The sequence below is a fragment of the Sphingopyxis sp. LC363 genome (assembly GCF_000756385.1).
In the GTDB taxonomy this organism is placed as follows: Bacteria; Pseudomonadota; Alphaproteobacteria; order Sphingomonadales; family Sphingomonadaceae; genus Sphingopyxis.
The window spans coordinates 70,488-91,680 of record NZ_JNFC01000005.1 but is presented as its reverse complement, the minus strand read 5'-3'; the positions used below and the strand labels follow the sequence as shown (position 1 = coordinate 91,680).

Genomic DNA, 21,193 nt, shown 5'->3' with positions numbered 1-21,193 from the left:
GGACCGTCCGCGAAGCGGATGGTGGAGGGGCGGGGACCTCGTGCCATTAGCCCCTCCGTCAGCGCTGCGCCAAAGGTGCAGTTTATCCTGAGCGCCTGCAAGGCAGTCGAAGGGCGCTGCCACCTCCCCATCGCTTCGCGACAGGGAGGATTGTGTTACCCCACCCGCGTCCAGGTGACCGTGCGGCAGAACACCGACACGCAGCCCTTCATCGTCAGCTTGTTGCCCTTCACGCGCAGGTGGGCGTTGTAATAGCGGCCGTCCTCGGGGCTATAGCCTTCGCCTTTCCAGCCATCGCCGTGCGGGACGAGATCCCAATAGATTTGCAGACCCTCGACCATGCGACCGCGTTTCGCCTTGTCCGGGTTGCGGTCGTCGCGCTGGCCGCCGGCGGGTTCCTTGATCAAAAGCTCGGCGATGCGGCCGCACATTTTGGCGCCGCACTTCGCCATCGCGACGATGCCCTTGCCGTCGTCGGTTTTCCAGCGGCCCGCCAGCGATGCGGGCGCCGCCGCGATCGACGGCACGGCAATGAAGGCGACAAGCGCCAGTCCAAATCTGTGAATCAAGCGACCTCTCCCCGGTTAGCTACACATATGTCAGCAACATCGCTTGGCTTCCGTCAAGTCTTGCACCATGCTCCCGTAAAAATCAGGGGAGAGACATATGCGATTCCATGGCCTCAGCCACCACGCGGCGACGCTTTGCATCGTGGCGGCGCTTGCCGCCCAGCCGGCGGCGGCGAAAGTCATCAGCGTCAGTGCGACAACGCCCGACGCCAATGAAAAGCTGCAGGAGGCGCTGATCCTCGCCGAACCGGGCGACACCGTGCAACTGGGCGCGGGCACGTGGACGCTGACCGACGGGCTGTCGCTCGACGTCGCGAACGTCACGCTGCGCGGTGCCGGGGCGGGCGAGGGCGGCTCGATCCTCGACTTCACCGGGCAGCAGGGCGCGGGCGAGGGGCTGCTCGTCACCTCGGACGATGTGCTGCTCACCGAATTCGCGGTGCTCAATACGAAGGGCGACGGGATCAAGTCGAAGGGCGCCGACCGCATCGTCTATCACAAGCTGCGCGTCGAATGGACCGCGGGGCCGAAGGCGACCAACGGCGCCTATGGCATCTACCCCGTCGAAAGCACCGACGTACTGATCGACAGCGCCTATGTGCGCGGGGCGTCGGATGCGGGCATCTATGTCGGCCAGTCGAAAAATATCGTCGTCCGCGATTCGGTCGCGACCGAAAATGTCGCGGGGATCGAGATTGAGAACAGCTATGACGCCGACGTTCACGACAATGTCGCGACGAAGAATACCGGCGGAATCCTGGTGTTCGACCTGCCGAGCCTGCCGATGCAGGGCGGGCATAATGTCCGCGTTTTCGAAAATGTCGTGAACGACAACAGCACGCCCAATTTCGCGCCGAAGGGCAATATCGTCGCGAGCGTGCCGACGGGCACCGGCGTGCTCGTGATGGCGAACCGCAATGTCGAGATTTTCGACAATGTCTTCGACCAGAACGGCACCGCCAATGTGATGATCGTCGGTTATCGCTACGAACATAAGGATCCCAAATATCAGCCGCTGCCCCGCGCAATCGTCGTGCGCGGCAACCAGCATGGCAAGGCGGGCTATGCGCCCCAATTCCCCGGCGGCGATCAGATCGCGGCGGCGATGGGCGGCGGCATTCCGCCGATTTTGTGGGACGGCGCGGGCGATGCGATCGTGCTCGATCCGGTCGGGGTGCTGTCGCTGAACCTGCCCGATGTGAAAACGCCGCAGAGCGAGGCGAAGCCCGCGCCGGCCGACCTGTCGAAGGGCGCGCCGCCCGCCGCGCTGCCGGCGATCACGCTGCCCGAAAGCATGGAGGCGAAGGTCAAGTGAAACGCGTTTTCGCCGCGCTGGCCGCGGCGCTGCTATGCGCGAGCGGGGGAGCGGCGGGTTCGCTGCCCGGCGTCGATCAGGCGCTCGTCGAGAGCGACGCGATGCCGCCGAAGCTTTCGGCGTTCGGCCTGTTTCGCGGCAACGACCCCGGACAGCCCGCGACCGGCGTCGGCTATACGCTGCGCGCGCCGCTGTTCAGCGACTATACCGACAAGCAACGTTTCATCTCGATCCCCGCGGCGAAGAAGGCGAAGGTCGCAGCCGACGGGTCGGTCGAATTTCCGGTCGGGACGGTGCTCGTCAAAAGCTTCGGCTGGGCGGACGTCAACGGCGGGCGCGCGGTCGAGACGCGGCTGCTCATCCACCGCGCGGCGGGCTGGGTGGCGCTGCCCTATATCTGGGATGCCGATGGCAAGGATGCGACGCTCGCGCTCGGCGGGCGCCGCGTGCCGGTGACGTTCAAGAGCCCCGATGGCGAAACGCACAGCATCCGCTATGCGGTGCCGAACAAGAACCAGTGCAAGGAATGCCACAGCCTGAACGGGGCGATCGTGCCGATCGGGCCGAAGGCGCGGAATTTCATCCTCGACCCCGCGGTCTCGGAGAAGGTGCGGGGCCTTTATTTCGAAAATCCGGCCGCGCTGAAACCGGTTATGCCGCAATGGGACGATCCCAAGGCCGGGAGCGTCGAAACCCGCGCCCGCGCCTATCTCGACGTCAATTGCGCGCATTGCCACAACCCGGCGGGCAGCGCGTCGAACAGCGGGCTGTTCCTGCGCTGGACCGACGATCCGACGGGCGTCAACTATGGCATCGGCAAGCGCCCGACCGCGGCGGGACGCGGCAGCGGCGGCATGGAGTTCGCAATCGCGCCCGGCGATCCTGATCACAGCTTCCTGATCTATCGGCTCGAAAGCACCGACCCCGGCATCGCGATGCCCGAGGTCGGGCGGTCGACGGTGCACAAGGAAGGGGCGGCGCTGCTGCGGCAATGGATTGCCGAGATGCCGAAAGAATAAAAAGCCGCTGGCCGATCGTCCTTGAACGAAACGCAGCCTCCTCATATTCGTCATTCCGGCGAAGGCCGGAATCTCACCGTTCCGGGCTGACGCAAGGGCGAGATCCCGGCCTTCGCCGGTATGACGAGGAAAGAATGGCGCGCACTATTTTATGACCCAGCTCGTCCTTCACGATTATTTCCGCTCCTCGGCCAGCTTTCGCGTCCGCATCGCGCTGAACCTGAAAGGGCTCGACTATAGCCGCGTCGAAATCAGCTTGATCGCGGGCGAACAGCGTAGCGACGCCTTTCTCGAACAGAATGCCCAGGGTTTCGTCCCGATGCTCGTCGTCGATGGCGAACCGATCATCCAGAGCATGGCGATCATCGACTGGCTCGACCGCGCCTTTCCCGAACCGCGGCTGATTCCCGAAGAGGCGATGCCGCGCGCGGTCGCGCTGGCGCGCGCGCAGGTGATCGCGAGCGACATCCATCCGCTCAACAACCTCCGCGTGCTCAAATATCTGAAGCGCGACCTCGGGCTCAACGAGCAGACCAAGGACCGCTGGTATCGCCACTGGATCGTGCAAGGCTTCGATGCGCTCGAAGCGATGGCCGGCGAGGGGCGCTTCCTCGGCGGCGACACGCCGGGGATCGCCGACTGCTGCCTCGTCCCGCAGATGTATAATGCGCGGCGTTTCGAGACCCCGCTGGGCGATTATCCGCGGCTGGTGGCGATCGATGCGGCGTGCATGGAGTTGGAAGCGTTCCAGAAGGCGCATCCCGACGCGGTCAAGCCCGCGTGATCCGGCTGCTGACGGGAGCCGCGCTGCTGGTCATGCCGGTGGCGGCGATGGGGCAGGATGTCAATGACCCCGTTTATCTCGATCCGCTTGTTGAGGCGCCAAAGCCGGCGAATTGGGATGAGTGGATCGTTGTCACCGCCGGTGGCATGCTTCGACCCGGCGCAGGAAATGCCGTTCAGAGCGTATCGCTGATCGCGGATATCGATCCAGGCCTTGGCTCGCGCATCGAGAACCGCCTGCGCGACGAAGCGGGCATCGTTCAGTTCCGCCGCTCGGACGGCCGCAGCGCACATCCGACAAGCCAGGGCGTGACGCTGCGCGGACTCGGCGGCAACGCGTCGAGCCGCGCGCTGGTAACGCTCGACGGGGTGCCGCAGGCCGACCCGTTCGGCGGCTGGGTCGCGTGGGGCGCCTATGACGCGATCAACCTCGGCGGCATCGTCGTGACGCGCGGCGGGGGCGGCGGTGCCGACGGGCCGGGCGCACTTGCGGGGACGATCGGCCTCCATTCGACGATGACCGACGGCGCCGAGGCGAGCCTGGCTTATGGCAGCCGCGACGGATGGGATGCGTCGGCGTCGGTGGGCGGTCAGATCGGCGGCGGGCAGGTCGCGATCGATGGGCGCTACAGCCGCGGCGACGGATTCATCCCCGTCGCTAAGGGCCAGCGCGGCGCGGCCGACCGCGCGGCGCCGTATGAACAGGGCGGGCTAGGGCTTCGCCTGCGCTTCGACGCGGGCGACAGCAGCCGGATCGAAGCAAGCGTCCGCGGCTTCTCCGACCGGCGCGACCGCGGGGTCGATTTCACGACGAGCAAGACCGACGGCGTCGATGCCAGCGTGCGTTTCGTCCATGACCCAGTGGGCGCAACCCAATGGCTCGCGCTCGGCTATATCCAACTCCGCGATTTCGAGAGCGGCTTCGCGAGCGTCGCGGCGGGGCGCGACAGCGCGAACCCCGTCTTGTTCCAGCGCATCCCTGCGACCGGTATCGGCGGTCGCTTCGAACTGCGTCCCGCGATCGGCGGGGCCAATCCGCTCCGCGTCGGCGCCGACTGGCGCCGCACCGTCGGCCGGACCGAGGAGGATTTCTTCTTCACGGACGGCATTCCCGGCCGCCACCGCACGGCCGGGGGCAGCAGCGATACCGTCGGGGCCTTCGCTGAATGGACGTCGGGTGATGCAAGCGACGGCTTCCTTTGGACGCTGAGCGGGCGTGTCGATCGCTGGTGGCTCGGCACCGGCTATCGGCTCGAGCGCAATCGCGGCGGCGGGCCGGTCATCACCGACCTCCGCTTTGCCGCGCGGCGGGGGTGGGAAGGCAGCGGGCGCGCGGGCGTGCGCTGGACCTCCGATTCGGTTTCGCTGCGCGCCGCCGCCTATCGCGGCTGGCGCCTGCCGACGCTCAACGAGCTATACCGCCCGTTCCGCGTCGGCGCCGAGACGACGATGGCGAACGAGATGCTGAAGCCCGAGCGGCTGTGGGGCGGCGAGGTCGGCGCCGACTGGGAAAGCGGCGGCACGAAATTGTCGGCGACGCTCTTCGCCAACCGGCTCACGAACGCGATCGCCAATGTGACGCTCGCGCCGAACCTCAACCAGCGGCAGAATCTCGACGCGATCGACAGCAAGGGCGTCGAGGTGGCGGCCGAGCAGCGGATCGGGCCCGCGACGCTGCGTGCGACCTATGCCTTTACCGACGCCGAGGTCGATGCGTCGGGGGGCGCGGCGACGCTCGACGGCCGCCGCCCTGCGCAGATCGCAGAGCATGGCGGCAGCGTCTCGCTGCGCAGCCATGCGCAGGGGCCATTGGGCGGCTTCGCGACGCTGCGCTATATCGGCGAGCAGAATGAGGATGACCTTGGCTTGCTTACGCTGGGCGACGCACTGACGCTCGACGCCGGGCTGTCGTGGCGGTTCAGCGACGCGGTCAGCATCGAGGCGCGCGGCGAGAATCTGTTCGACGAGCTGGTGCCGGCGGCGATTTCCTCGTCGGGCATCGTCGAGCGCGCGATCCCGCGCACGCTGTGGGTCGGTGTTCGGACGACGTTCTGACAGATGCACCTTTTGCGGGACGGCGTCCGCTTTCGACCGGTTGCTGCCGTTCAATCAGGGACATCTTGCCCGTAGATATCGAGATCAATAAGCAGACCCCGTTCACCAACGCAAACAAGGGTTTCAGGTTGGAGGGTGAGGCCTTCGTTCCCGCTCGCTAGGAACAAACCGCAGAAAATCCTGCCTCGATAGCGTTTTGATAATGATCGCCATGGACCAAGGTCCTTCGTCAGGCCGTTCAACAGCCAGCTTATCTGGAAATCCAGATTTGCGGGTTCATGGGGGTGCGCTTTCAATCGCCATGACCCGGTGCGAGCAACCTTCTCGGCACCCAAGGAAGTAAGCCAAGTCCCGCCTTTTCGAACACCTACTGATGGTTCACCGCCTAGCAGATCGGTTATCTCGGTTGGATCAAGATCATCGCCGTAGAACCCAAGCGAGGCGGCGGATTTGTGCAAGATGGCCATGCACGCTGGTAACATTTGGACGTCCGCTTTCCACCCTAATCGGAAATCCTCGCCGCCCGGGATTGCGCACCGATAAAGGGCCGTTTAGGCTTCCGGCGCCGGGATAGTTGGGGGTTTTGACAAGCATGGCCGCGAAGAAGCTGAATCTCGACAATTTCCTGCCCTACCGCCTCTCCATCGCATCGAATGCCCTGTCGAGCCGGATCGCCGCCGAATATGAGAATCGCTTCGGGCTCAAGATTCCCGAATGGCGGCTGATGGCGGTGCTCGGCGAAGGCCAGCCGAAGACGCAGCGTGAGCTGGTCGCCGCGACGCGCATGGACAAGGTCACCGTGAACCGCGCCGCCAAGGTGCTCGCCGACCGCCAGTTGATCGCGCGCCAGGCGCACGAGGCCGACGGGCGCTCGCACCATCTCGAACTCACCGACACCGGGCGCTCGCTCTATGATGCGATCGTCCCCGCGGCGCTTGCGAGCGAGGCGCAGCTCGAATCGAACATCAGCGCGGGCGAACGCGCGAAGCTGATGGCCATCCTCGCCAAACTGACCGCCGCCGCCGAAGATTATGGCTGATCGCGCCTATCGCGCCGCCCCGGCCGATGCGCTGCGGATCGAACCGCTCGGCGAGCTGACTGCGATTTTCGACCGGCGGTCGATGCAGACGCATCTCGTCGTGTCGCCGTTGCCCGAGATATTGGACGCGATGGGTGCCGACGCCTGCACCCCCGCGCGCGTTGCCGAGCGGCTTGCTGCGACGTTCGACCTCGGCGGCGCCGGGGAGGCGCAGCCGATCCTTGCCGAGCGGCTTGGCGAACTCGCGGCGATGGGGCTGGTGGAGCGCGCGTGAGGCACAGCGTGCGCATTGCCGTCGGCCCGGTGCAATTTCGCATCGGCAGCGACTGGGCCGGTCCCGTGGCGGCGCTCGACCGTCTTTATGCCGGCTATCCGCGTGATGATGCGCGCCCTGCCGACGCGACGGTGCGGCTGTTTGCGGCGCGGCCGTGGCGGCGCTGGCTGCGCCCGTCGGTGCATATCGGCGGCGATTTCATCGTCCCCGGCGCGCTGCCGCTGCCGCTGTCGATGGGGCTGCTCGCCGCCGAGATGGCGATGAACCTGCAGGTCGCATTGGGGTGGCGGCGGCACCTGCTGCTCCACGCGAGCGCGGTCGCCAGGGACGACCGCGCGCTGATCATGTCGGGCGAATCGGGCTCGGGCAAATCGACCCTCGCCGCGCTGCTCGGAGAAGGCGATTGGCGGCTGATGGGCGACGAGTTCACGCTGATCGACCCGGCGGGTGGCGACGCTTTCGCCTTTCCGCGCGCGGTGAGCCTCAAGAATGAAGCGATCGCCGAGGTTGCTGCGCGCGTCGATGCCGCGCGGCTCGGGCCGCTGCTGGCGGGGACGCCGAAGGGCGATATCCGCCACCTGATCCCGCGCGCCGACGCGATCGCCGCGATGCACGCGCCCGCGCGCCCGGCGCTGCTGCTCTTCCCGCGCTTCGGCAGAGCGGCGGGCATCGAGTCGATGGGCGAGGGCGAGGCCTTCGTCCGGCTGACCGAGGCGTCGACCAACTATGTCGCGCTCGGCGAAGCGGGCTTTGCCGCGCTGACGCGGCTGGTGCGCGAAACGCCGGCGTTCGGCATCACCTATCCCGACAGCGCGGCGGGGATAGCGCTGGTCGAAGAATTATGGGCGGAGGCGGCGCGGTGAGCGCCGTCGCCGCCTTCGTCGATCTGCTCGCCGGGCGGCGCGACCCCGCGGGCCTTGCGCCGCGCGACTGGGACGGCGTGATTGGCGTCGCGCGCAGCGAAGCGATGCTCGCGACGCTCGCGCACCGGCTCGACGGCGCCGCCCTCCCGCATGCGGTTGCCGCGCTGTTCGCCGACCAGCGCGCGGCGGCAGAGGTCGCGCAGCGCCAAGCCTTGTGGGAAGCCGAAATGGCGCGCCGCGCGCTCGCGCCCGTGGGGATCGAGTTCGTGCTCCTGAAGGGCGCGGCCTATGCCGCCGCGGCCATGGCGTGCGCTGCCGGACGCCAGATCGGCGACCTCGATATCCTCGTGCTCGCGGCCGACATCCGCCGCGCCGAGAATGCGCTGCTCAAGGCGGGCTGGGAATGGGTCAAGTCGGACCCCTATGACGATCATTATTACCGCGCGCACATGCACGAACTGCCGCCGATGATCCACTCGGGCCGCGACCGCATGATCGACGTCCACCACACGATCCTGCCCAAGACGCACCGCATCACCCCCGACGCGCTCGCGCTGGTCAGCGATGCGGTGACGAGCGGGGACGGCTTTGCGGTGCTGCAACCGACCGACATGACGGTGCATTGCGCGGCGCACATGCTCGCCGACGGCGATCTGCAGGGGGGCTTGCGCAACCTTTGGGATTTTCACCTGATGACGCGCGATTTCGCCGCGGCCGACGCGGGGTTTTGGGGGCAGCTCGACGGGCGCGCCGACCTGCACGGGCTGCAAGCTGCGGTGCATCGCGCCGCCCGGCTGTCGCGCGACCTCTATGGCGCGGTGCTGCCGGGCGGATGGGACCGGCAAGACCCCGGTGACGCATGGTTCCGCCGCCGCCTGCTCGCGCGCGACGACTGGGGGCGGGTGACGAACCCGCTGCTCGAACAGGTTTTCTACATCCGCTCGCACTGGCTGCGCATGCCGCCCGCGATGCTCGCGAAGCATCTCTGGACGAAGTGGCGCAAACGCTAGCCGATTCTTGATTATCGTCATCCCGGCCTCCGCCGGGATGACGGACAAGGAGGCGATATTTCCCTTCTACAGCCGCGCGAGCAGCGGGACCAACTCGTCATAATGATCGATCACATGGTCGGCGCCCAGCTCGTTCGCGGGCCGATCGAGGAAGCCGAAGCTCACCGCGACGTTCGGCAGACCCGCATTTTTTGCCGCCGTTACGTCATAGATGCTGTCGCCGACGAACGCCGCACGTCCGCCGCCGCACCGCTCGAGCATCGCGCGGATCGGCTCGGGCGAGGGTTTGCGTGCCCCCACCGTGTCGCCGCCGATGATCGCCGCCATGCGGTCGGCGAGCCCCAGTTCGCCGAGCAGTTGCCGCGCGAGCCCCTCAAGCTTGTTTGTCACGACCGCGGTGCGCACGCCCAGCGCGTCGAGGCGGTCGAGCGCGGCGACGACGCCGGGAAAGGGGCGGCTGTGGACCGCGATATGCGCTTCGTAAAAGCGCAGCAGTTCGGGATAGAGGCGCTCAACCGCGCCATCGGGGACGCCGCCCGAAGCGCGCAGCCCCTCCTCGAGCATATGCTTCGCGCCGCGCCCGATCATCGGCCGCACCGCCGCCTCAGCAAGCGGCGCGCGATCCATTTGCGCGAGCGTATGATTGACCGCCGCGGCCAGGTCGCCGAGCGTATCGAGAAGGGTGCCGTCGAGATCGAAGCCGACGATCGCAAAAGGAAATCCGTTCATCCGCCGCGCATGGCGCGATGCTCTGGAAACCGCAATGATTTGCTGGCATGGCAGCGGCCATGAGCAATTCCATCGCCGCCCCCATTGCCGCCATTGTCCTTGCCGCGGGCAAGGGCACCCGCATGAAATCCGACCTGCACAAGGTGCTCCACCCGATCGCGGGGCGGCCGATGCTGTTGCACCTGATGGCGGCGGTCGATGCGCTCGCGCCGGCGAAGAAAGTGGTGGTCGTCGGCGACAAGGCCGATCAGCTCGAGGCCGCGCTCGGCGGCAGTGCCGAACTGGCGGTGCAGGACCCGCAACTTGGCACCGGCCATGCGGTGCGGCAGGCGGAGGGCGCGCTCGCGGACTTCGAGGGCGATGTGCTGATCCTCTATGGCGACGTGCCCTTCGTTCCCGAGGCAACGCTGCGGTCGATGATCGACCGGCTGAACACGCCCGACGCGCCCGCCGTCGTCGTCCTCGCCTTCGAACCCGCCGATCCGCTGCAATATGGCCGCGTGATTGCCGAAGGCGACCGCGTTGTGAAGATGGTCGAGCACAAGGACGCGACTCCCGAGGAGCGCGCGGTGCGGCTCTGCAATTCAGGGTTGATGGCGGCAAAGGCGCGCGACCTGTTCGCGCTGCTCGCGCGGGTGACCGACGACAACGCCGCGAAGGAATTTTACCTCGTCGATATCGTCAATATCGCGAATGCCGACGGGCGGTCGTGCGCGGTCGTGACGACCGATCCCGCCGACGTCGCCGGGATCAACAGCCGCGCCGAACTCGCCGCGGCCGAGGCGCAGTGGCAGGCGTTCAAACGCGAAGAAGCGATGGCGGGCGGCGCGTCGCTGCGCGCCCCCGACACGGTCTGGTTCTCGTGGGATACCGAGCTTGGCCGCGACGTGACGATCGAGCCCAATGTCTTTTTCGGTCCCGGCGTGTCGGTCGGCAATGGCGTCAATATCCGCGCCAACTGCCATATCGAGGGCGCGATCATCGGCGCGGGATGCGAAGTCGGTCCGTTCGCGCGGCTGCGCCCCGGCACGGTGCTGGGCGAGAAGGCGAAGATCGGCAATTTCGTCGAGGCCAAGAAGGCTGTGCTCGGCCCGGGCGCAAAAGCGAACCATCTCACTTATCTGGGCGACGTCAGCGTCGGCGCGAATGCCAACATCGGCGCGGGCACGATCACCTGCAATTACGACGGCTATTTCAAATATAAGACCGAGATCGGCGAGCGCGCCTTCATCGGATCGAACAGCGCGCTCGTTGCGCCGGTCAGGATCGGCGCCGACGCGATCGTCGCGGCGGGCAGCGCGGTGACGCGCGACGTCGCCGACGGCGAGCTTCGCATCGTGCGCGGCGAGCAGTTGATGAAGCCCGGCTGGGCCGACCGCTTCCACGACGCGATGCGCAAGAAGAAGGCGGCGGAGAAGAGCAAATGAGCGATCGCTACGACGACAAGCCCTTCCTGCGCTTCGTCGACGCGTGGGTGCTGAGGGCGATCGGCCATCTCGACGAAGCGACCGAGCGTTATTGCGAGGCGATGGTGCCGCAGCTCGAGCAGAGTTTCGGTGCGAAGGGAAGCTGGGATCAGATCGTTGCACAGCAGATGAAATTCGGTCCCGAACTGCCCGCGCAGATCCGGAAAATCTGGACCGATGGGCGGGCGCGCTTTGCCGAGGGCAATGGCGCGGCACCCGACCCGGTGCAATTCGCGATGATCTTCGTCGATCGCAATTTCGGGCGGGTATGAGCGATCTGATCGTCCGTCCGGCGATCCGCGCCGATTACGACCGCTGGCTCCCCTTATGGGACGGCTACAATGAATTTTACGGACGCAGCGGCGGTACCGCGCTGGCGCCCGAGATCACCGCGGCGACTTGGGAGCGCTTTTTCGATCCGTATGAACCGATGTTCGCGCTCGTCGCCGAACGGGACGGCGCACTGCTCGGCCTGACCCATTATCTGCTCCACCGCAGCACGACGTCGTTGCTGCCGTCGCTGTATCTGCAGGACCTCTTCGCTTCCGCAGGGGCGCGGGGGCAGGGCGTCGGTCGGGCGTTGATCGAAGCGGTCTATCGCGCCGCACGGGAGCGTTCGCTTCCGCGCGTATACTGGCTGACGCACGAAACCAACGAGACCGCGATGGCGCTCTACGATCGGGTCGCGGAAAAGTCGGGTTTCCTCGTCTACCGCAAGTCGATCGATTGACATGATATCATGATATGATATCAGTATATCAATGACTCGTATTCTTGCCGACCTGCCCGATGAAGATATCAAATGGCTCGACCAGCTTGCGGCCGAGCAGGGGAAGTCGCGCGCATCGGTGCTTCGCGAGGCGGTGGCGGCCTATCGCGCCGAGACGCCGAAGGACTGGCTGGAAGTGGGCTTCGGTGCCTGGGCGCGGCACGGCATTTCGATCGATCCGCGCGAATATGATCGCCAGCGGCGCGCCGAATGGACCCGGCCGTGGGACGATGATTATGAAGAGGTCCGGGCGGAATCGCCCGAATGTTTCACCGACGAGGATGACAAGGAACGCGCGCATTATCTGGCGCTGACCAAAAAAGCCGCCAAAAAGCGCAAAAAGAAGTCCGGATGAGCGGCTACAGCCTCGACGCCAATATCCTCATCGACACCTTGCTGGACCATGCTCCCGCCCAGCGGGAGTTGCGGCGCATCGCGGAAAGCGGGGCCCGCATGTGGATCAGCCGGATGGCGTGGATCGAAATATTGTCCAAGGGCCATGACGCGGTCGTTCGCGATGCGCTGCAGTTTCTCGGCCGTTTCGGGCTCGACGAAATCGACGATGAGATTTCGCACCGCGCGGCCGCGCTGCGCCGCGAACGATCGAGACTGAAAGCGCCCGATGCCATCATCCTTGCGACCGCCCAGATTCGCGGCCGCGTTCTCGTGACACGCAATACAAAGGATTTCCCGGCATCGATGCCGGGTATTCGCGTCCCCTACACGCTATAAGAGAAAGCCATTATCCATGTGCGGAATCATCGGAATCATCGGCACGACCCAGGTCGCGGACCGTCTCGTCGACGGGCTTCGGCGCATGGAATATCGCGGCTATGATTCGGCGGGCGTGTGCACGGTCGAGGACGGGCAGCTGATCCGCCGCCGCGCCGAAGGCAAGCTGGGTAATCTGGTGAAGGAACTGGCGGGCAACCCCGCGCCCGGCACCGTCGGCATCGCCCACACGCGCTGGGCGACCCACGGCGCGCCGACGACGAGCAACGCGCACCCGCACGCGACGGGCGAAGTCGCGCTCGTCCACAATGGCATCATCGAGAATTTCAAGCCGCTGCGCGAGGCGCTGACCGGCCGCGGACGGCGGTTCGAGAGCGAAACCGATACCGAAGTCGTCGCGCACCTCGTTTCCGAACAGGTCGAAGCCGGCAAATCGCCCGCCGATGCGGTGAAGGCGGTGCTGCCAGAGCTTCGCGGCGCCTTCGCGCTGGCGATCGCCTTTCGCAGCCACCCCGACCTGCTGATCGGAGCGCGCCTCGGCTCGCCGCTCGTCGTCGGTTATGGCGACGGCGAAACCTATCTCGGCAGCGACGCTTTGGCGCTCGCGCCGCTGACGCAGAAGATCGCCTATCTCGACGAAGGCGACTGGGTCATCGTCGGGCGCGAAGGCGCGCAGATATTCGACGCCGACAATAATCCCGTCGAGCGCGAGATCACCACCTCGGGCGTCACCGCCGCAGCGGTCGAGAAGGGCAATTACCGCCACTTCATGCAGAAGGAGATTTTCGAGCAGCCGACGGTGGTCGCGCAGACGCTCTCCTCGTACATTCGCCCGCTCGAACAGACGGTCGCGCTGCCGCAGATGGATTTCGACCTTTCGAAGATCGACCGCATCACGATAGTTGCATGCGGCACCAGCTTCTACGCCGGAATGGTCGCCAAATATTGGTTCGAGACCTTCGCGCGCGTGCCCGTCGACATCGATGTCGCGTCGGAGTTCCGTTACCGCGATCCGGTGCTGGCGCCGGGCGGTCTCGCGCTCTTCATCTCGCAGTCGGGCGAGACCGCCGACACGCTCGCGGCGCTCCGCCACTGCAAGGCGCATGGCCAGACGATCGCGGTCGTCGTCAACGTGCCGACCAGCAGCATGGCGCGCGAAGCCGACCTGCTGCTCCCGACCCACGCGGGGCCCGAAATCGGCGTCGCCTCGACCAAGGCCTTCACCTGCCAGCTCGCGGTGCTCGCCGCGCTCGCGGCGCATCTCGCGCTCAAGAAGGGCAAGCTCAGCGCCGCCGACGAGCGCGAGATCGTCAAACATCTGATCGAGGCGCCCGCCGCGCTCAACGCCGCGCTCGCGCACGACGAGGATATCGCCGCGATGGCGCACCTCGTCGCCCCCGCGCGCGACGTGCTCTACCTCGGCCGCGGCCCCGACTATCCGCTCGCCCTCGAGGGCGCGCTCAAGCTCAAGGAAATCAGCTACATCCACGCCGAAGGCTATGCCTCGGGCGAGATGAAGCACGGCCCGATCGCGCTGATCGACGAAGCGGTGCCGGTGATCGTCCTCGCCCCGTCGGGCCCGCTGTTCGAAAAGACCGTCAGCAACATGCAGGAAGTCATGGCGCGCGGCGGCAAGGTCGTGCTGATCAGCGACGCCGAAGGCCTCGCCGAAGCCGGCGACGGCTGCATGGCGACGATCGAGATGCCCAAGGTCCACCCGCTGATCGCGCCGCTCGTCTATGCGGTGCCGGTGCAGTTGCTCGCCTATCATGTGGCGGTCGCGAAGGGGACCGATGTCGATCAGCCGCGCAATCTGGCCAAGTCGGTGACGGTGGAATGAGCTGGGAGACGAGCTGCCATTGCGGCGCCGTTTCGGTGCGCCTCGCCAAGGCACCCGAAGAACTCGCCGAGTGCAATTGCTCGCTCTGCTTTTCGCATGGCATTCTCTGGGCCTATTGTTCGCCGCGCGATGTGGTGATCGAAGGCGAAACGCGGACCTACAACCGCGCCGACCGCGAAAACCCCAATTCGGACCTGCATTTCTGCGCCACCTGCGGCTGCTCGACGCACTGGTCGGCCACCGAAGGCCTGATCGAGCGGATGGGCGGCGAAGTCGACCTGATGGGCGTCAACATGCGCCTGTTTGCGCCCGAACAGCTTCGCGGGTTGAAGCTGGCCTTTCCCGACGGGCGCGGCTGGTCGGGCGAGGGACCGTGGACCCATGTCCGCGAACATGAGGTGATGCGCTGAATCCCATGTCCTATGCAGCGGTGATCTTCGACTTCGACGGCGTCGTCGCCGACAGTGAGGTGCGCGCGAACCTCTCGCTCGCCGAAAGCCTGACCGCGGCGGGGATGCCTGCGACCTATGACGAATGTCTGCGCGACTATTACGGCCATAACTGGCAGGAGACGCAGCGGCGGATCGAGGCGCGTTACGGGCGGCCGCTTCCCGCCGATTTCCGCGAAACGCACCGCGAGCGGGCGCGGGCGCGCTATATGGAAGGGTTCGATGCCGTCGCGGGCGTCGCCGACTTTCTCGATACGCTCGGCGCCACGCCGCGCGCGATCGCCTCGTCGAGCCGCGCCGAATATATCGGCTGGGCGCTGGGACTGTTCGGGCTTGGCCATCATTTCGGCGAGCATGTCTACAGCGCCGACGGCTGGGATCGCGGCAAGCCTTTTCCCGACATCTATCTTGCGGCGGCAAAGGGGCTGGGGGTCGATCCGGCGGCGTGCCTCGCGATCGAGGATTCGCCGACCGGCGCGCAAGCGGCGATCGCGGCGGGGATGACGGTGGTCGGCTTCTGCGGCGCGGGGCATATCGTCGACCGCGCGGCGCACGGCGCAATGCTGCGCGAGGTTGGCGTTCATCATGTGGCGCTGAACTTTGATGAGATAATGATCCTCCCTGTCGCGTAGCCATGGGGAGGTGGCAGCGCGAAGCGCTGACGGAGGGGCCTATGGCGCACCCGTCGCGGCCCCTCCACCATCGCCTGCGGCGACGGTCCCCCTCCCCATGGCTTCGCCACAGGGAGGATCTAATCGGGCAAAAACCGCTGTCCTATAAAGCGAGCGTCGATTAGCTTTGCCCTCTGGTCGATCCCGATAACGGGACGAAACCTGCAATCGCGAGTGAAGTTGCGCAGTTTTCTGCGCCTTTTCAAAAAATGCCCCAAGGAGAGAGCCCATGTGTACCGAAAAGATGGAAGCCGATCGCGACCGCGCCGGAATGCCCGTCGCGCGCCGCAGCTTCACCACGCTCGCGGGTGCGGGCGCGTTGATGGCGGCGCTGCCGGCGCGCGCGATCGCGGGCAAGCCGGTGAAGGGCCGCGACGTCACCATCACGACCGCCGACGGCATTTGCGACGCCTATTTCGTCGCCCCCGCCGAGGGCAAGCACCCCGGCGTGCTGGTGTGGCCCGACATTCGCGGGCTGCGCCCCGCCTTTCGCCAGATGGCCGACCGGCTCGCGGGCGAGGGCTATGCGGTGCTGACGGTGAATCCCTTCTACCGCTGGCAGAAGGCGCCCGTCGTCGATGCCGAGAATAATTGGGGCGTCGCCGCGGTGCGCGAAAAGCTGTTCGGCTATCTCAAGCAGCTCACCAAGCCGATCGTCGAGACCGACGCGAAGGCGCATCTCGCCTTCCTCGACGCGCAGGGCGAGGTCGATACGAAGCGGGGGCTCGGCACCACCGGTTACTGCATGGGCGGGCCGATGACCATCTATACCGCGGCGCTGAAGCCCGACCGCGTCGGCGCGGCGGCGAGTTTTCACGGCGGCGGCGTGGGCACCGACAAGCCCGACAGCCCGCACCTGCTGATCCCCGGCACCAAAGCCGGCTATCTTTTCGCGATCGCCGAGGATGACGACAAGGAAAGCCCGAACGAGAAAGTCCTGCTGAAATCGGTGCTCGAACCCCGCAAGCAATGGCACGAGGTTGAGGTCTATCCGGCCCAGCACGGTTGGTGCCCGCCCGACGGCCGCGTCTATAGCGAAGCGGCGGCGGAGAAGGCGTGGGCGCGGATGCTCGAACTGTTCAAGGCCGAGCTGGCCTGAAGCCCCGCTTGACGGTCAGTGCGCGTGCGCGCCGCCGCTCGCGGCGTAGCTCGCATAGACGCGCTGGCCGCCGGGGCCGAAGGTCATGACCTTATAGGCTTCGCGGTGGTCGCCATGTTCCATGCCGGGCGACCCGACCGGCATGCCCGCGACGGCGAGGCCCTTCACGCCCTTCGGCTTTTCGCGGAGCAGGCGGGCGATCTCCTTCGCGGGGACATGGCCCTCGATCACATATCCCCCGACGAGCACGGTGTGGCAGCTTCTGAGCGCCTGCGGCACGCCCTGCTTGTCCTTGACCGCGGCCATGTCGGGCGAATTGACGACGACCGCCTTCGCCCCGAACGAGGTCTTCACCTGCTCGAGCCATTTGAGGCAGCAGCCGCAACCCGCGTCGCGGAACATCGTTGGGTTCGCGGCATGCGCGGTGCCGATGACGGCGGAGAAGGCGGCGAGGGCGAAAAACGCGCGGCGGGCAGAAGTCATCGCAAATCCTTTTGGTGGAACGGGACGCGAAGCTACAGACAGGTCCCATGAAAGTCCATTTCATCCGCTCGGGCGAACGCCGCTACAGCATGCGCATCGAGCGCGAAGGCGCCCCGGCGCTCGTCATGGATCCGGCGCCGGGCTTCGATCCAGACCTGCCGCACGATATGGTGCATTTCGTCGTCGAGGCGGCGCTTGGCCTGAAGGCCGGCGTGTTCGGCCAGATCGCGGCGGGCGGCGACGCGGGCTCCTTCCATGTCGAGGCGGGCGGTGCGCTGTCGGCGAAGGAGCGTCAGCGCGCAGCGCGCAAGCAGGTCGCGAAGGGCGCGAAGCTGATCAAAAGCCAAGGCCGCGAGGGCGAGCTGTCCGAACTCGCCGCCTTCCTTTTCGACGTCGCTTGGCGGAGCGGCCAGCGCCCCGACAGCGCGGCGCAGCGCGCGGCGCTCGGTGAGGCGGAACGGACGCGCGCTTCGCTCAGCGCCGACGAGCGCGCGCAATTCGACGCCGCGCGGCGGCGGGTGTTTGAGGATTTCGAGCGGCTTTCGGCGACATGGCGGGCGCTGCGGGTCGGCGAGGCGCTGACCCTCGAATGGCCGCCCACTAAAGTTATTTGAATCGTCATCCTCGGACTTGATCCGGCATCCGTTATTCCACCGTCGCGTAAATGGATCCCGGATCAAGTCCGGGATGACGAAATGAAAGGACCGGCTTTACCCCATCGGGTAGAGGATGTCCTTGCTCACCTTGTGCAGAGCCTTCATCACCTCGTCCGAAAGCACCAGTTCCATCGCATCGAGGATCGGCTGGACCTGATCATAGGCGCTGACCCCGACGATCGTCGACGCGACGAAATCATGCTGTTTCGACCACGCCGTCGCCATCGTCACCGGATGCAGCCCGGCTTCTTCGGCGATCTTCAGATAGCGTTCGGTCGCGGCGAGCGTCTTGTCGTTGACGAAGCGGCGGCCCATCGCCGCCTGCCGCCCCTCCATCTGCAAGTAGCGCGAGAAGCGCGCGCCCTCGGGGGTCGCGCCGCCCTGATATTTGCCCGTCAGAACGCCGCCGGCGAGCGGCGAATAGGGGATCAGGCTGACGCCTTCCTGCCGGCACACTTGCGCCAGCTCGTCCTCGAAGCGGCGGTTGTTGAGGCTGAAATTATTCTGGATCGTGTGATAGCGCGCAAGCCCAAGCTTCTCCGACGCCGCGAGCGACTTCATCAGCCCCCAGCTCGTCTCGTTCGAGCAGCCGAGGATGCGCACCTTGCCGGCGCGAACTAGCTCGTCGAGCGCGTCCATCATCTCGTCATAGGGCGCGTCATGGTCGGGCCAGTGCGTCTGGTAGAGGTCGACATAGTCGGTCTGAAGCCGCGTCAGGCTGTCGTCGATGGCCTGCATGATATTCTTGCGGTCGAGCGCGGTCATGCCGCCCCGGCATGGCGATTTGAACCACACATGGCTCGGACCCGAGACTTTCGTCGCGAGGATGATCGCGTCGCGCGGCTTGGTCTTCATCCAGCGCCCGACGATTTCCTCGGTGCGGCCGACCCATTTGACGTCGGGCGGCACCGGATAGCCCTCGGCGGTGTCGAAGAAATTGATCCCGGCGTCGAAGCAGCGGTCGAGCACGAGGAACGCCGTCGCCTCGTCGGCCTGGCTGCCGAAGGTCATCGTCCCCATGCAGATGTCGGAGACGTGGATGGCGCTTTGTCCGAGGCGGCGGCTTTGCATGGCTCTGTTCTCCGGTCAGAGGGAGGGGAGCGCCGTCTTTAGGTTGCGGGATGCAACCTTGCAATCAGATCAGCAGCGCGAGCGAGCCGACGAGCAGCGCCGCCATCGTCCAGTTGAACGCTTTCAATCGCGCCGGGCTCGACAGCCAGCCGCGCAGCGACACCCCCATTACCGCCCACAGGCTGGTCGAGGGCAGGTTGATGATCCCGAAGATCACCGCGACGAGCAGCACCGCGGCGAAATTGCGGTCGGGCGCGTAGAGCGCGATCGCGGTGAGCGCCATCGACCAGGCCTTCGGATTGACCCACTGGAACAGCACCGCCTGAAAGAAGCTCATCGGCTTGCCGCGCGCGCTGCCCGTCGTGTCGGGTGCGGCGGCATTGGCGATCTTCCACGCGAGCCAGAGCAGATAGGCGACGCTCACCACCTTGAGTATGATATTGAGCACGGGAAACAGGTCGAACAGCCCCATCAGCCCGACGCCGACGAGGACGATCATCAGCGTGAAGCCGATGCCGACGCCGAGCGCATGCGGAACGGTGCGGCGCAGGCCGAAATTGGCGCCCGACGCCATCAGCATCATATTGTTCGGCCCCGGGGTGATCGACGAGACGAGCGCGAAGGCGGAGAGCGCGGCGAGGGTGGTCTGTTCCATGCGCGCAACATAATGCGTTTAGCTGCGCGACGGATTGCAAAGATGACCCGCATTCGGTTAGATTATGCAATCCATGATCAAGATCGACGCCATCGGCCGCAAGATATTGCACGAATTGTCGCGCGACGGGCGAATCTCGAACCTCGAACTCGCCGATCGCGTCGGGCTGTCGCCCTCGGCCTGCCTGCGCCGCGTGCAGGAACTCGAACGCAGCGGGGTGATCAAGGGCTATCGCGCGGTGATCGACCCCGCGAAGCTCGGGCTCACCTTCCTTGCCTATGTGACCGTAGGGCTGTCGTCGCACACCAAAAAGTCGCAGGCCGGTTTTGAGGCCGCGATGGCCGAGGCGCCCGAAGTGCGCGAATGCCACAATATCACCGGCACGATCGAATATCTGCTGCGCGTCGAGACCGAGGATCTCGCGTCGTACAAGCATTTCCACACCGAGGTGCTCGGCGTGCTGCCGCAGGTGCATTCGATCACCACCTATGTGCTGATGGACTCGCCCAAGGACGAGCGGGCGTAGTTTTTCTTCGCGCCGCCCGTGAAGCGGTGCGCTTGCACCTCTCACTCGCCAACCGCATATCGGTTTCATGACGAAACTCTCTTTCCTCGACCTCGTGCCCGTTACCGATACCGGCACGATCGCCCAGTCGCTCGCCAACGCCGCCGATCTCGCAAGGCATGCCGAGGCGCTCGGCTATGCGCGCTATTGGGTCGCCGAACATCATGGCATGGCGGGGATCGCGAGCGCCGCGACCTCGGTCGTGCTCGCGCATATCGGGCAGGCCACCAAGAGCATTCGGATCGGATCGGCCGGTATCATGCTGCCGAACCATGCGCCGATGGTGATCGCCGAGCAATTCGGCACCCTCGAAGCCTTGTTCCCTGGCCGTGTGGATTTGGGATTGGGACGCGCACCCGGATCGGATCAGCGCGTCGCGCGCGCCTTGCGCCGCACCCTCGCGAGCGACGAGCGCCAGTTTCCGCAGGATGTGCTGGAATTGCAGGCCTTTCTCGCCGGCGACGAACAACTCGGTATCACAGCGGTTCCGGGCGCGGGCACCCATATCCCGCTGTGGATTCTCGGATCCAGCACCTTTGGCGCACAGCTCGCGGCGATGCTCGGGCTGCCTTACGCCTTCGCCAGCCATTTCGCGCCCGACGCGCTCGACGAAGCACTCGATATCTACCGCCGCCAGTTCAAACCCTCGGCGCAGCTCGCCGAACCCTATGCCGCGGCGGCGTTCAACGCCTTCGCCGCCGACACGCGTGAGGAGGCCGAACTCCTCGCCTCGTCGCAGCAGCAGGCGTTCGTCGCGCTGCGCACCGGCAATCCGGGCAAGATGAAGCCGCCGCTCGCGGGCTATAAGGACAGTCTGCCGCCCAATGCGCGGGCGATCCTCGACCATGTGCTGCAATGCTCGGCGATCGGCACCGCCGACGACATCGCGGCGGGCCTCAAGGCCTTTCAGACGCGCACCGGTGTCGACGAGGTGATCATCGCTTCGTCGATGTACGATCACGGTGCGCGCAAACGCTCGCTCGCGCTGACGATGGAGGCGGCGCGCTTGCTTTGACAATGTGACGGCGACGTCACGAAAGAATAGTCGTATTGTCATTGATGCGTCGTCGAATCGACGCGG

At 66.1% G+C, this 21,193-nt stretch carries 26 protein-coding genes; 20 read left to right on the top strand and 6 right to left on the bottom strand.

Annotation, left to right across the window (positions count from 1 at the left end; translation table 11 throughout):
* Positions 1–155 precede the first annotated feature (155 nt).
* Positions 156–569: a DUF2147 domain-containing protein gene (locus FG95_RS03305; RefSeq protein WP_052182031.1), complete on the bottom strand. Its 414-nt coding sequence runs from the start codon at positions 567–569 to the stop codon at positions 156–158.
* A gap of 97 nt (positions 570–666) precedes the next feature.
* Between FG95_RS03305 and FG95_RS03300 the strand changes: the two genes are divergently transcribed.
* The 4 genes from FG95_RS03300 to FG95_RS03285 all read left to right on the top strand — a co-directional run bounded on the left by FG95_RS03300 (position 667) and on the right by FG95_RS03285 (position 5,741).
* Entirely contained in the window at positions 667–1,884 is a 1,218-nt protein-coding gene (locus FG95_RS03300; protein ID WP_037553949.1) for a parallel beta-helix domain-containing protein, read from the top strand.
* Positions 1,881–2,903 (top strand): SO2930 family diheme c-type cytochrome, encoded by a 1,023-nt coding sequence (locus tag FG95_RS03295; RefSeq protein ID WP_037553948.1) that lies wholly within the window; start codon positions 1,881–1,883, stop codon positions 2,901–2,903. Before FG95_RS03300 ends, FG95_RS03295 begins: the two co-directional genes overlap by 4 nt.
* A gap of 151 nt (positions 2,904–3,054) precedes the next feature.
* Positions 3,055–3,687 (top strand): maleylacetoacetate isomerase, encoded by a 633-nt coding sequence (maiA, locus tag FG95_RS03290; RefSeq protein WP_037553947.1) that lies wholly within the window; start codon positions 3,055–3,057, stop codon positions 3,685–3,687.
* Entirely contained in the window at positions 3,684–5,741 is a 2,058-nt protein-coding gene (locus FG95_RS03285) for a TonB-dependent receptor (protein WP_037553946.1), read from the top strand. Before maiA ends, FG95_RS03285 begins: the two co-directional genes overlap by 4 nt.
* A gap of 50 nt (positions 5,742–5,791) precedes the next feature.
* Here FG95_RS03285 and FG95_RS20075 read toward each other — a convergent pair whose 3' ends face one another.
* Positions 5,792–6,208: a DUF4279 domain-containing protein gene (locus FG95_RS20075; RefSeq protein WP_081932964.1), complete on the bottom strand. Its 417-nt coding sequence runs from the start codon at positions 6,206–6,208 to the stop codon at positions 5,792–5,794.
* Positions 6,209–6,333: 125 nt separating this feature from the next.
* Here FG95_RS20075 and FG95_RS03280 point away from each other — a divergent pair, with 125 nt between their 5' ends.
* Genes FG95_RS03280 through FG95_RS03265 form a run of 4 tightly spaced genes read left to right on the top strand, consistent with a single transcriptional unit; the run spans position 6,334 to position 8,927 of the window.
* On the top strand, positions 6,334–6,780 hold the full coding sequence (locus FG95_RS03280) for a MarR family winged helix-turn-helix transcriptional regulator (RefSeq protein WP_037553945.1): 447 nt from the start codon (positions 6,334–6,336) through the stop codon (positions 6,778–6,780).
* Complete coding sequence (locus tag FG95_RS03275; protein ID WP_052182030.1) at positions 6,773–7,054, top strand: HPr-rel-A system PqqD family peptide chaperone; 282 nt, start codon at positions 6,773–6,775, stop codon at positions 7,052–7,054. Before FG95_RS03280 ends, FG95_RS03275 begins: the two co-directional genes overlap by 8 nt.
* Positions 7,051–7,917 (top strand): HprK-related kinase A, encoded by an 867-nt coding sequence (locus FG95_RS03270; RefSeq protein WP_037553942.1) that lies wholly within the window; start codon positions 7,051–7,053, stop codon positions 7,915–7,917. Before FG95_RS03275 ends, FG95_RS03270 begins: the two co-directional genes overlap by 4 nt.
* Positions 7,914–8,927, top strand: coding sequence for a nucleotidyltransferase domain-containing protein (locus FG95_RS03265; RefSeq protein ID WP_052182039.1), 1,014 nt, complete (start codon positions 7,914–7,916; stop codon positions 8,925–8,927). Before FG95_RS03270 ends, FG95_RS03265 begins: the two co-directional genes overlap by 4 nt.
* A gap of 66 nt (positions 8,928–8,993) precedes the next feature.
* Here the strand turns inward: FG95_RS03265 and gph are convergent, their stop codons facing one another.
* The gene (gph, locus tag FG95_RS03260) at positions 8,994–9,656 is read right to left on the bottom strand and encodes a phosphoglycolate phosphatase (protein ID WP_037553941.1); all 663 of its coding nucleotides are present in this window, start codon (positions 9,654–9,656) and stop codon (positions 8,994–8,996) included.
* A gap of 59 nt (positions 9,657–9,715) precedes the next feature.
* On the opposite strand from gph, the gene glmU reads away from it, so the two are divergent.
* The 9 genes from glmU to FG95_RS03215 all read left to right on the top strand — a co-directional run bounded on the left by glmU (position 9,716) and on the right by FG95_RS03215 (position 16,682).
* A complete protein-coding gene (glmU, locus tag FG95_RS03255; RefSeq protein ID WP_235211440.1) occupies positions 9,716–11,083 on the top strand; it encodes a bifunctional UDP-N-acetylglucosamine diphosphorylase/glucosamine-1-phosphate N-acetyltransferase GlmU in 1,368 nt (455 codons plus the stop codon).
* Positions 11,080–11,394 (top strand): hypothetical protein, encoded by a 315-nt coding sequence (locus FG95_RS03250; protein ID WP_037553939.1) that lies wholly within the window; start codon positions 11,080–11,082, stop codon positions 11,392–11,394. Before glmU ends, FG95_RS03250 begins: the two co-directional genes overlap by 4 nt.
* The gene (locus FG95_RS03245) at positions 11,391–11,852 is read left to right on the top strand and encodes a GNAT family N-acetyltransferase (RefSeq protein ID WP_037553938.1); all 462 of its coding nucleotides are present in this window, start codon (positions 11,391–11,393) and stop codon (positions 11,850–11,852) included. The genes FG95_RS03250 and FG95_RS03245 overlap by 4 nt, the downstream gene beginning before the upstream one ends.
* Positions 11,853–11,883: 31 nt before the next feature.
* Complete coding sequence (locus tag FG95_RS03240; RefSeq protein WP_037553937.1) at positions 11,884–12,246, top strand: ribbon-helix-helix domain-containing protein; 363 nt, start codon at positions 11,884–11,886, stop codon at positions 12,244–12,246.
* Positions 12,243–12,623 carry a PIN domain-containing protein gene (locus tag FG95_RS03235; RefSeq protein ID WP_037553936.1) on the top strand — a complete coding sequence of 127 codons (381 nt, stop codon included), beginning with the start codon at positions 12,243–12,245 and terminating at the stop codon, positions 12,621–12,623. The genes FG95_RS03240 and FG95_RS03235 overlap by 4 nt, the downstream gene beginning before the upstream one ends.
* Before the next feature lie 16 nt (positions 12,624–12,639).
* On the top strand, positions 12,640–14,463 hold the full coding sequence (gene glmS, locus FG95_RS03230; RefSeq protein ID WP_037553935.1) for a glutamine--fructose-6-phosphate transaminase (isomerizing): 1,824 nt from the start codon (positions 12,640–12,642) through the stop codon (positions 14,461–14,463).
* Positions 14,460–14,873 (top strand): GFA family protein, encoded by a 414-nt coding sequence (locus FG95_RS03225; RefSeq protein ID WP_037553934.1) that lies wholly within the window; start codon positions 14,460–14,462, stop codon positions 14,871–14,873. Before glmS ends, FG95_RS03225 begins: the two co-directional genes overlap by 4 nt.
* Before the next feature lie 5 nt (positions 14,874–14,878).
* Positions 14,879–15,544 (top strand): HAD family hydrolase, encoded by a 666-nt coding sequence (locus FG95_RS03220; protein ID WP_037553933.1) that lies wholly within the window; start codon positions 14,879–14,881, stop codon positions 15,542–15,544.
* 268 nt (positions 15,545–15,812) lie between these two features.
* Positions 15,813–16,682 carry a dienelactone hydrolase family protein gene (locus FG95_RS03215; protein ID WP_037553932.1) on the top strand — a complete coding sequence of 290 codons (870 nt, stop codon included), beginning with the start codon at positions 15,813–15,815 and terminating at the stop codon, positions 16,680–16,682.
* Between the two features lie 15 nt (positions 16,683–16,697).
* Here FG95_RS03215 and FG95_RS03210 read toward each other — a convergent pair whose 3' ends face one another.
* A complete protein-coding gene (locus FG95_RS03210; protein WP_037553931.1) occupies positions 16,698–17,165 on the bottom strand; it encodes a DUF411 domain-containing protein in 468 nt (155 codons plus the stop codon).
* Between the two features lie 47 nt (positions 17,166–17,212).
* Between FG95_RS03210 and FG95_RS03205 the strand changes: the two genes are divergently transcribed.
* The gene (locus FG95_RS03205) at positions 17,213–17,779 is read left to right on the top strand and encodes a hypothetical protein (RefSeq protein ID WP_037553930.1); all 567 of its coding nucleotides are present in this window, start codon (positions 17,213–17,215) and stop codon (positions 17,777–17,779) included.
* A 96-nt stretch (positions 17,780–17,875) separates the two neighbouring features.
* Here FG95_RS03205 and FG95_RS03200 read toward each other — a convergent pair whose 3' ends face one another.
* Both FG95_RS03200 and FG95_RS03195 read right to left on the bottom strand, forming a co-directional pair.
* Positions 17,876–18,892, bottom strand: a complete 1,017-nt coding sequence (locus FG95_RS03200; protein WP_037553929.1) for an aldo/keto reductase — start codon at positions 18,890–18,892, stop codon at positions 17,876–17,878.
* Positions 18,893–18,956: 64 nt separating this feature from the next.
* Positions 18,957–19,547, bottom strand: a complete 591-nt coding sequence (locus FG95_RS03195; RefSeq protein ID WP_037553928.1) for a LysE family translocator — start codon at positions 19,545–19,547, stop codon at positions 18,957–18,959.
* Between the two features lie 73 nt (positions 19,548–19,620).
* On the opposite strand from FG95_RS03195, the gene FG95_RS03190 reads away from it, so the two are divergent.
* Both FG95_RS03190 and FG95_RS03185 read left to right on the top strand, forming a co-directional pair.
* Positions 19,621–20,073 (top strand): Lrp/AsnC family transcriptional regulator, encoded by a 453-nt coding sequence (locus FG95_RS03190; protein WP_037553927.1) that lies wholly within the window; start codon positions 19,621–19,623, stop codon positions 20,071–20,073.
* Positions 20,074–20,140: 67 nt separating this feature from the next.
* Entirely contained in the window at positions 20,141–21,127 is a 987-nt protein-coding gene (locus FG95_RS03185; RefSeq protein ID WP_037553926.1) for an LLM class flavin-dependent oxidoreductase, read from the top strand.
* Positions 21,128–21,193: the final 66 nt, after the last annotated feature.

Excerpts from the sequence above, each read along its gene's own strand:
- FG95_RS03300 (WP_037553949.1), top strand. The coding sequence starts at position 667 with ATGCGATTCCATGGCCTCAGCCACCACGCGGCGACGCTTTGCATCGTG.
- maiA (WP_037553947.1), top strand. The coding sequence starts at position 3,055 with ATGACCCAGCTCGTCCTTCACGATTATTTCCGCTCCTCGGCCAGCTTT.
- FG95_RS20075 (WP_081932964.1), bottom strand. The coding sequence starts at position 6,208 with ATGGCCATCTTGCACAAATCCGCCGCCTCGCTTGGGTTCTACGGCGAT.
- FG95_RS03280 (WP_037553945.1), top strand. The coding sequence starts at position 6,334 with ATGGCCGCGAAGAAGCTGAATCTCGACAATTTCCTGCCCTACCGCCTC.
- FG95_RS03275 (WP_052182030.1), top strand. The coding sequence starts at position 6,773 with ATGGCTGATCGCGCCTATCGCGCCGCCCCGGCCGATGCGCTGCGGATC.
- gph (WP_037553941.1), bottom strand. The coding sequence starts at position 9,656 with ATGAACGGATTTCCTTTTGCGATCGTCGGCTTCGATCTCGACGGCACC.
- glmU (WP_235211440.1), top strand. The coding sequence starts at position 9,716 with ATGAGCAATTCCATCGCCGCCCCCATTGCCGCCATTGTCCTTGCCGCG.
- FG95_RS03250 (WP_037553939.1), top strand. The coding sequence starts at position 11,080 with ATGAGCGATCGCTACGACGACAAGCCCTTCCTGCGCTTCGTCGACGCG.
- FG95_RS03245 (WP_037553938.1), top strand. The coding sequence starts at position 11,391 with ATGAGCGATCTGATCGTCCGTCCGGCGATCCGCGCCGATTACGACCGC.
- FG95_RS03240 (WP_037553937.1), top strand. The coding sequence starts at position 11,884 with ATGACTCGTATTCTTGCCGACCTGCCCGATGAAGATATCAAATGGCTC.
- FG95_RS03235 (WP_037553936.1), top strand. The coding sequence starts at position 12,243 with ATGAGCGGCTACAGCCTCGACGCCAATATCCTCATCGACACCTTGCTG.
- glmS (WP_037553935.1), top strand. The coding sequence starts at position 12,640 with ATGTGCGGAATCATCGGAATCATCGGCACGACCCAGGTCGCGGACCGT.
- FG95_RS03225 (WP_037553934.1), top strand. The coding sequence starts at position 14,460 with ATGAGCTGGGAGACGAGCTGCCATTGCGGCGCCGTTTCGGTGCGCCTC.
- FG95_RS03220 (WP_037553933.1), top strand. The coding sequence starts at position 14,879 with ATGTCCTATGCAGCGGTGATCTTCGACTTCGACGGCGTCGTCGCCGAC.
- FG95_RS03215 (WP_037553932.1), top strand. The coding sequence starts at position 15,813 with ATGTGTACCGAAAAGATGGAAGCCGATCGCGACCGCGCCGGAATGCCC.
- FG95_RS03210 (WP_037553931.1), bottom strand. The coding sequence starts at position 17,165 with ATGACTTCTGCCCGCCGCGCGTTTTTCGCCCTCGCCGCCTTCTCCGCC.
- FG95_RS03205 (WP_037553930.1), top strand. The coding sequence starts at position 17,213 with ATGAAAGTCCATTTCATCCGCTCGGGCGAACGCCGCTACAGCATGCGC.
- FG95_RS03200 (WP_037553929.1), bottom strand. The coding sequence starts at position 18,892 with ATGCAAAGCCGCCGCCTCGGACAAAGCGCCATCCACGTCTCCGACATC.
- FG95_RS03195 (WP_037553928.1), bottom strand. The coding sequence starts at position 19,547 with ATGGAACAGACCACCCTCGCCGCGCTCTCCGCCTTCGCGCTCGTCTCG.
- FG95_RS03190 (WP_037553927.1), top strand. The coding sequence starts at position 19,621 with ATGATCAAGATCGACGCCATCGGCCGCAAGATATTGCACGAATTGTCG.
- FG95_RS03185 (WP_037553926.1), top strand. The coding sequence starts at position 20,141 with ATGACGAAACTCTCTTTCCTCGACCTCGTGCCCGTTACCGATACCGGC.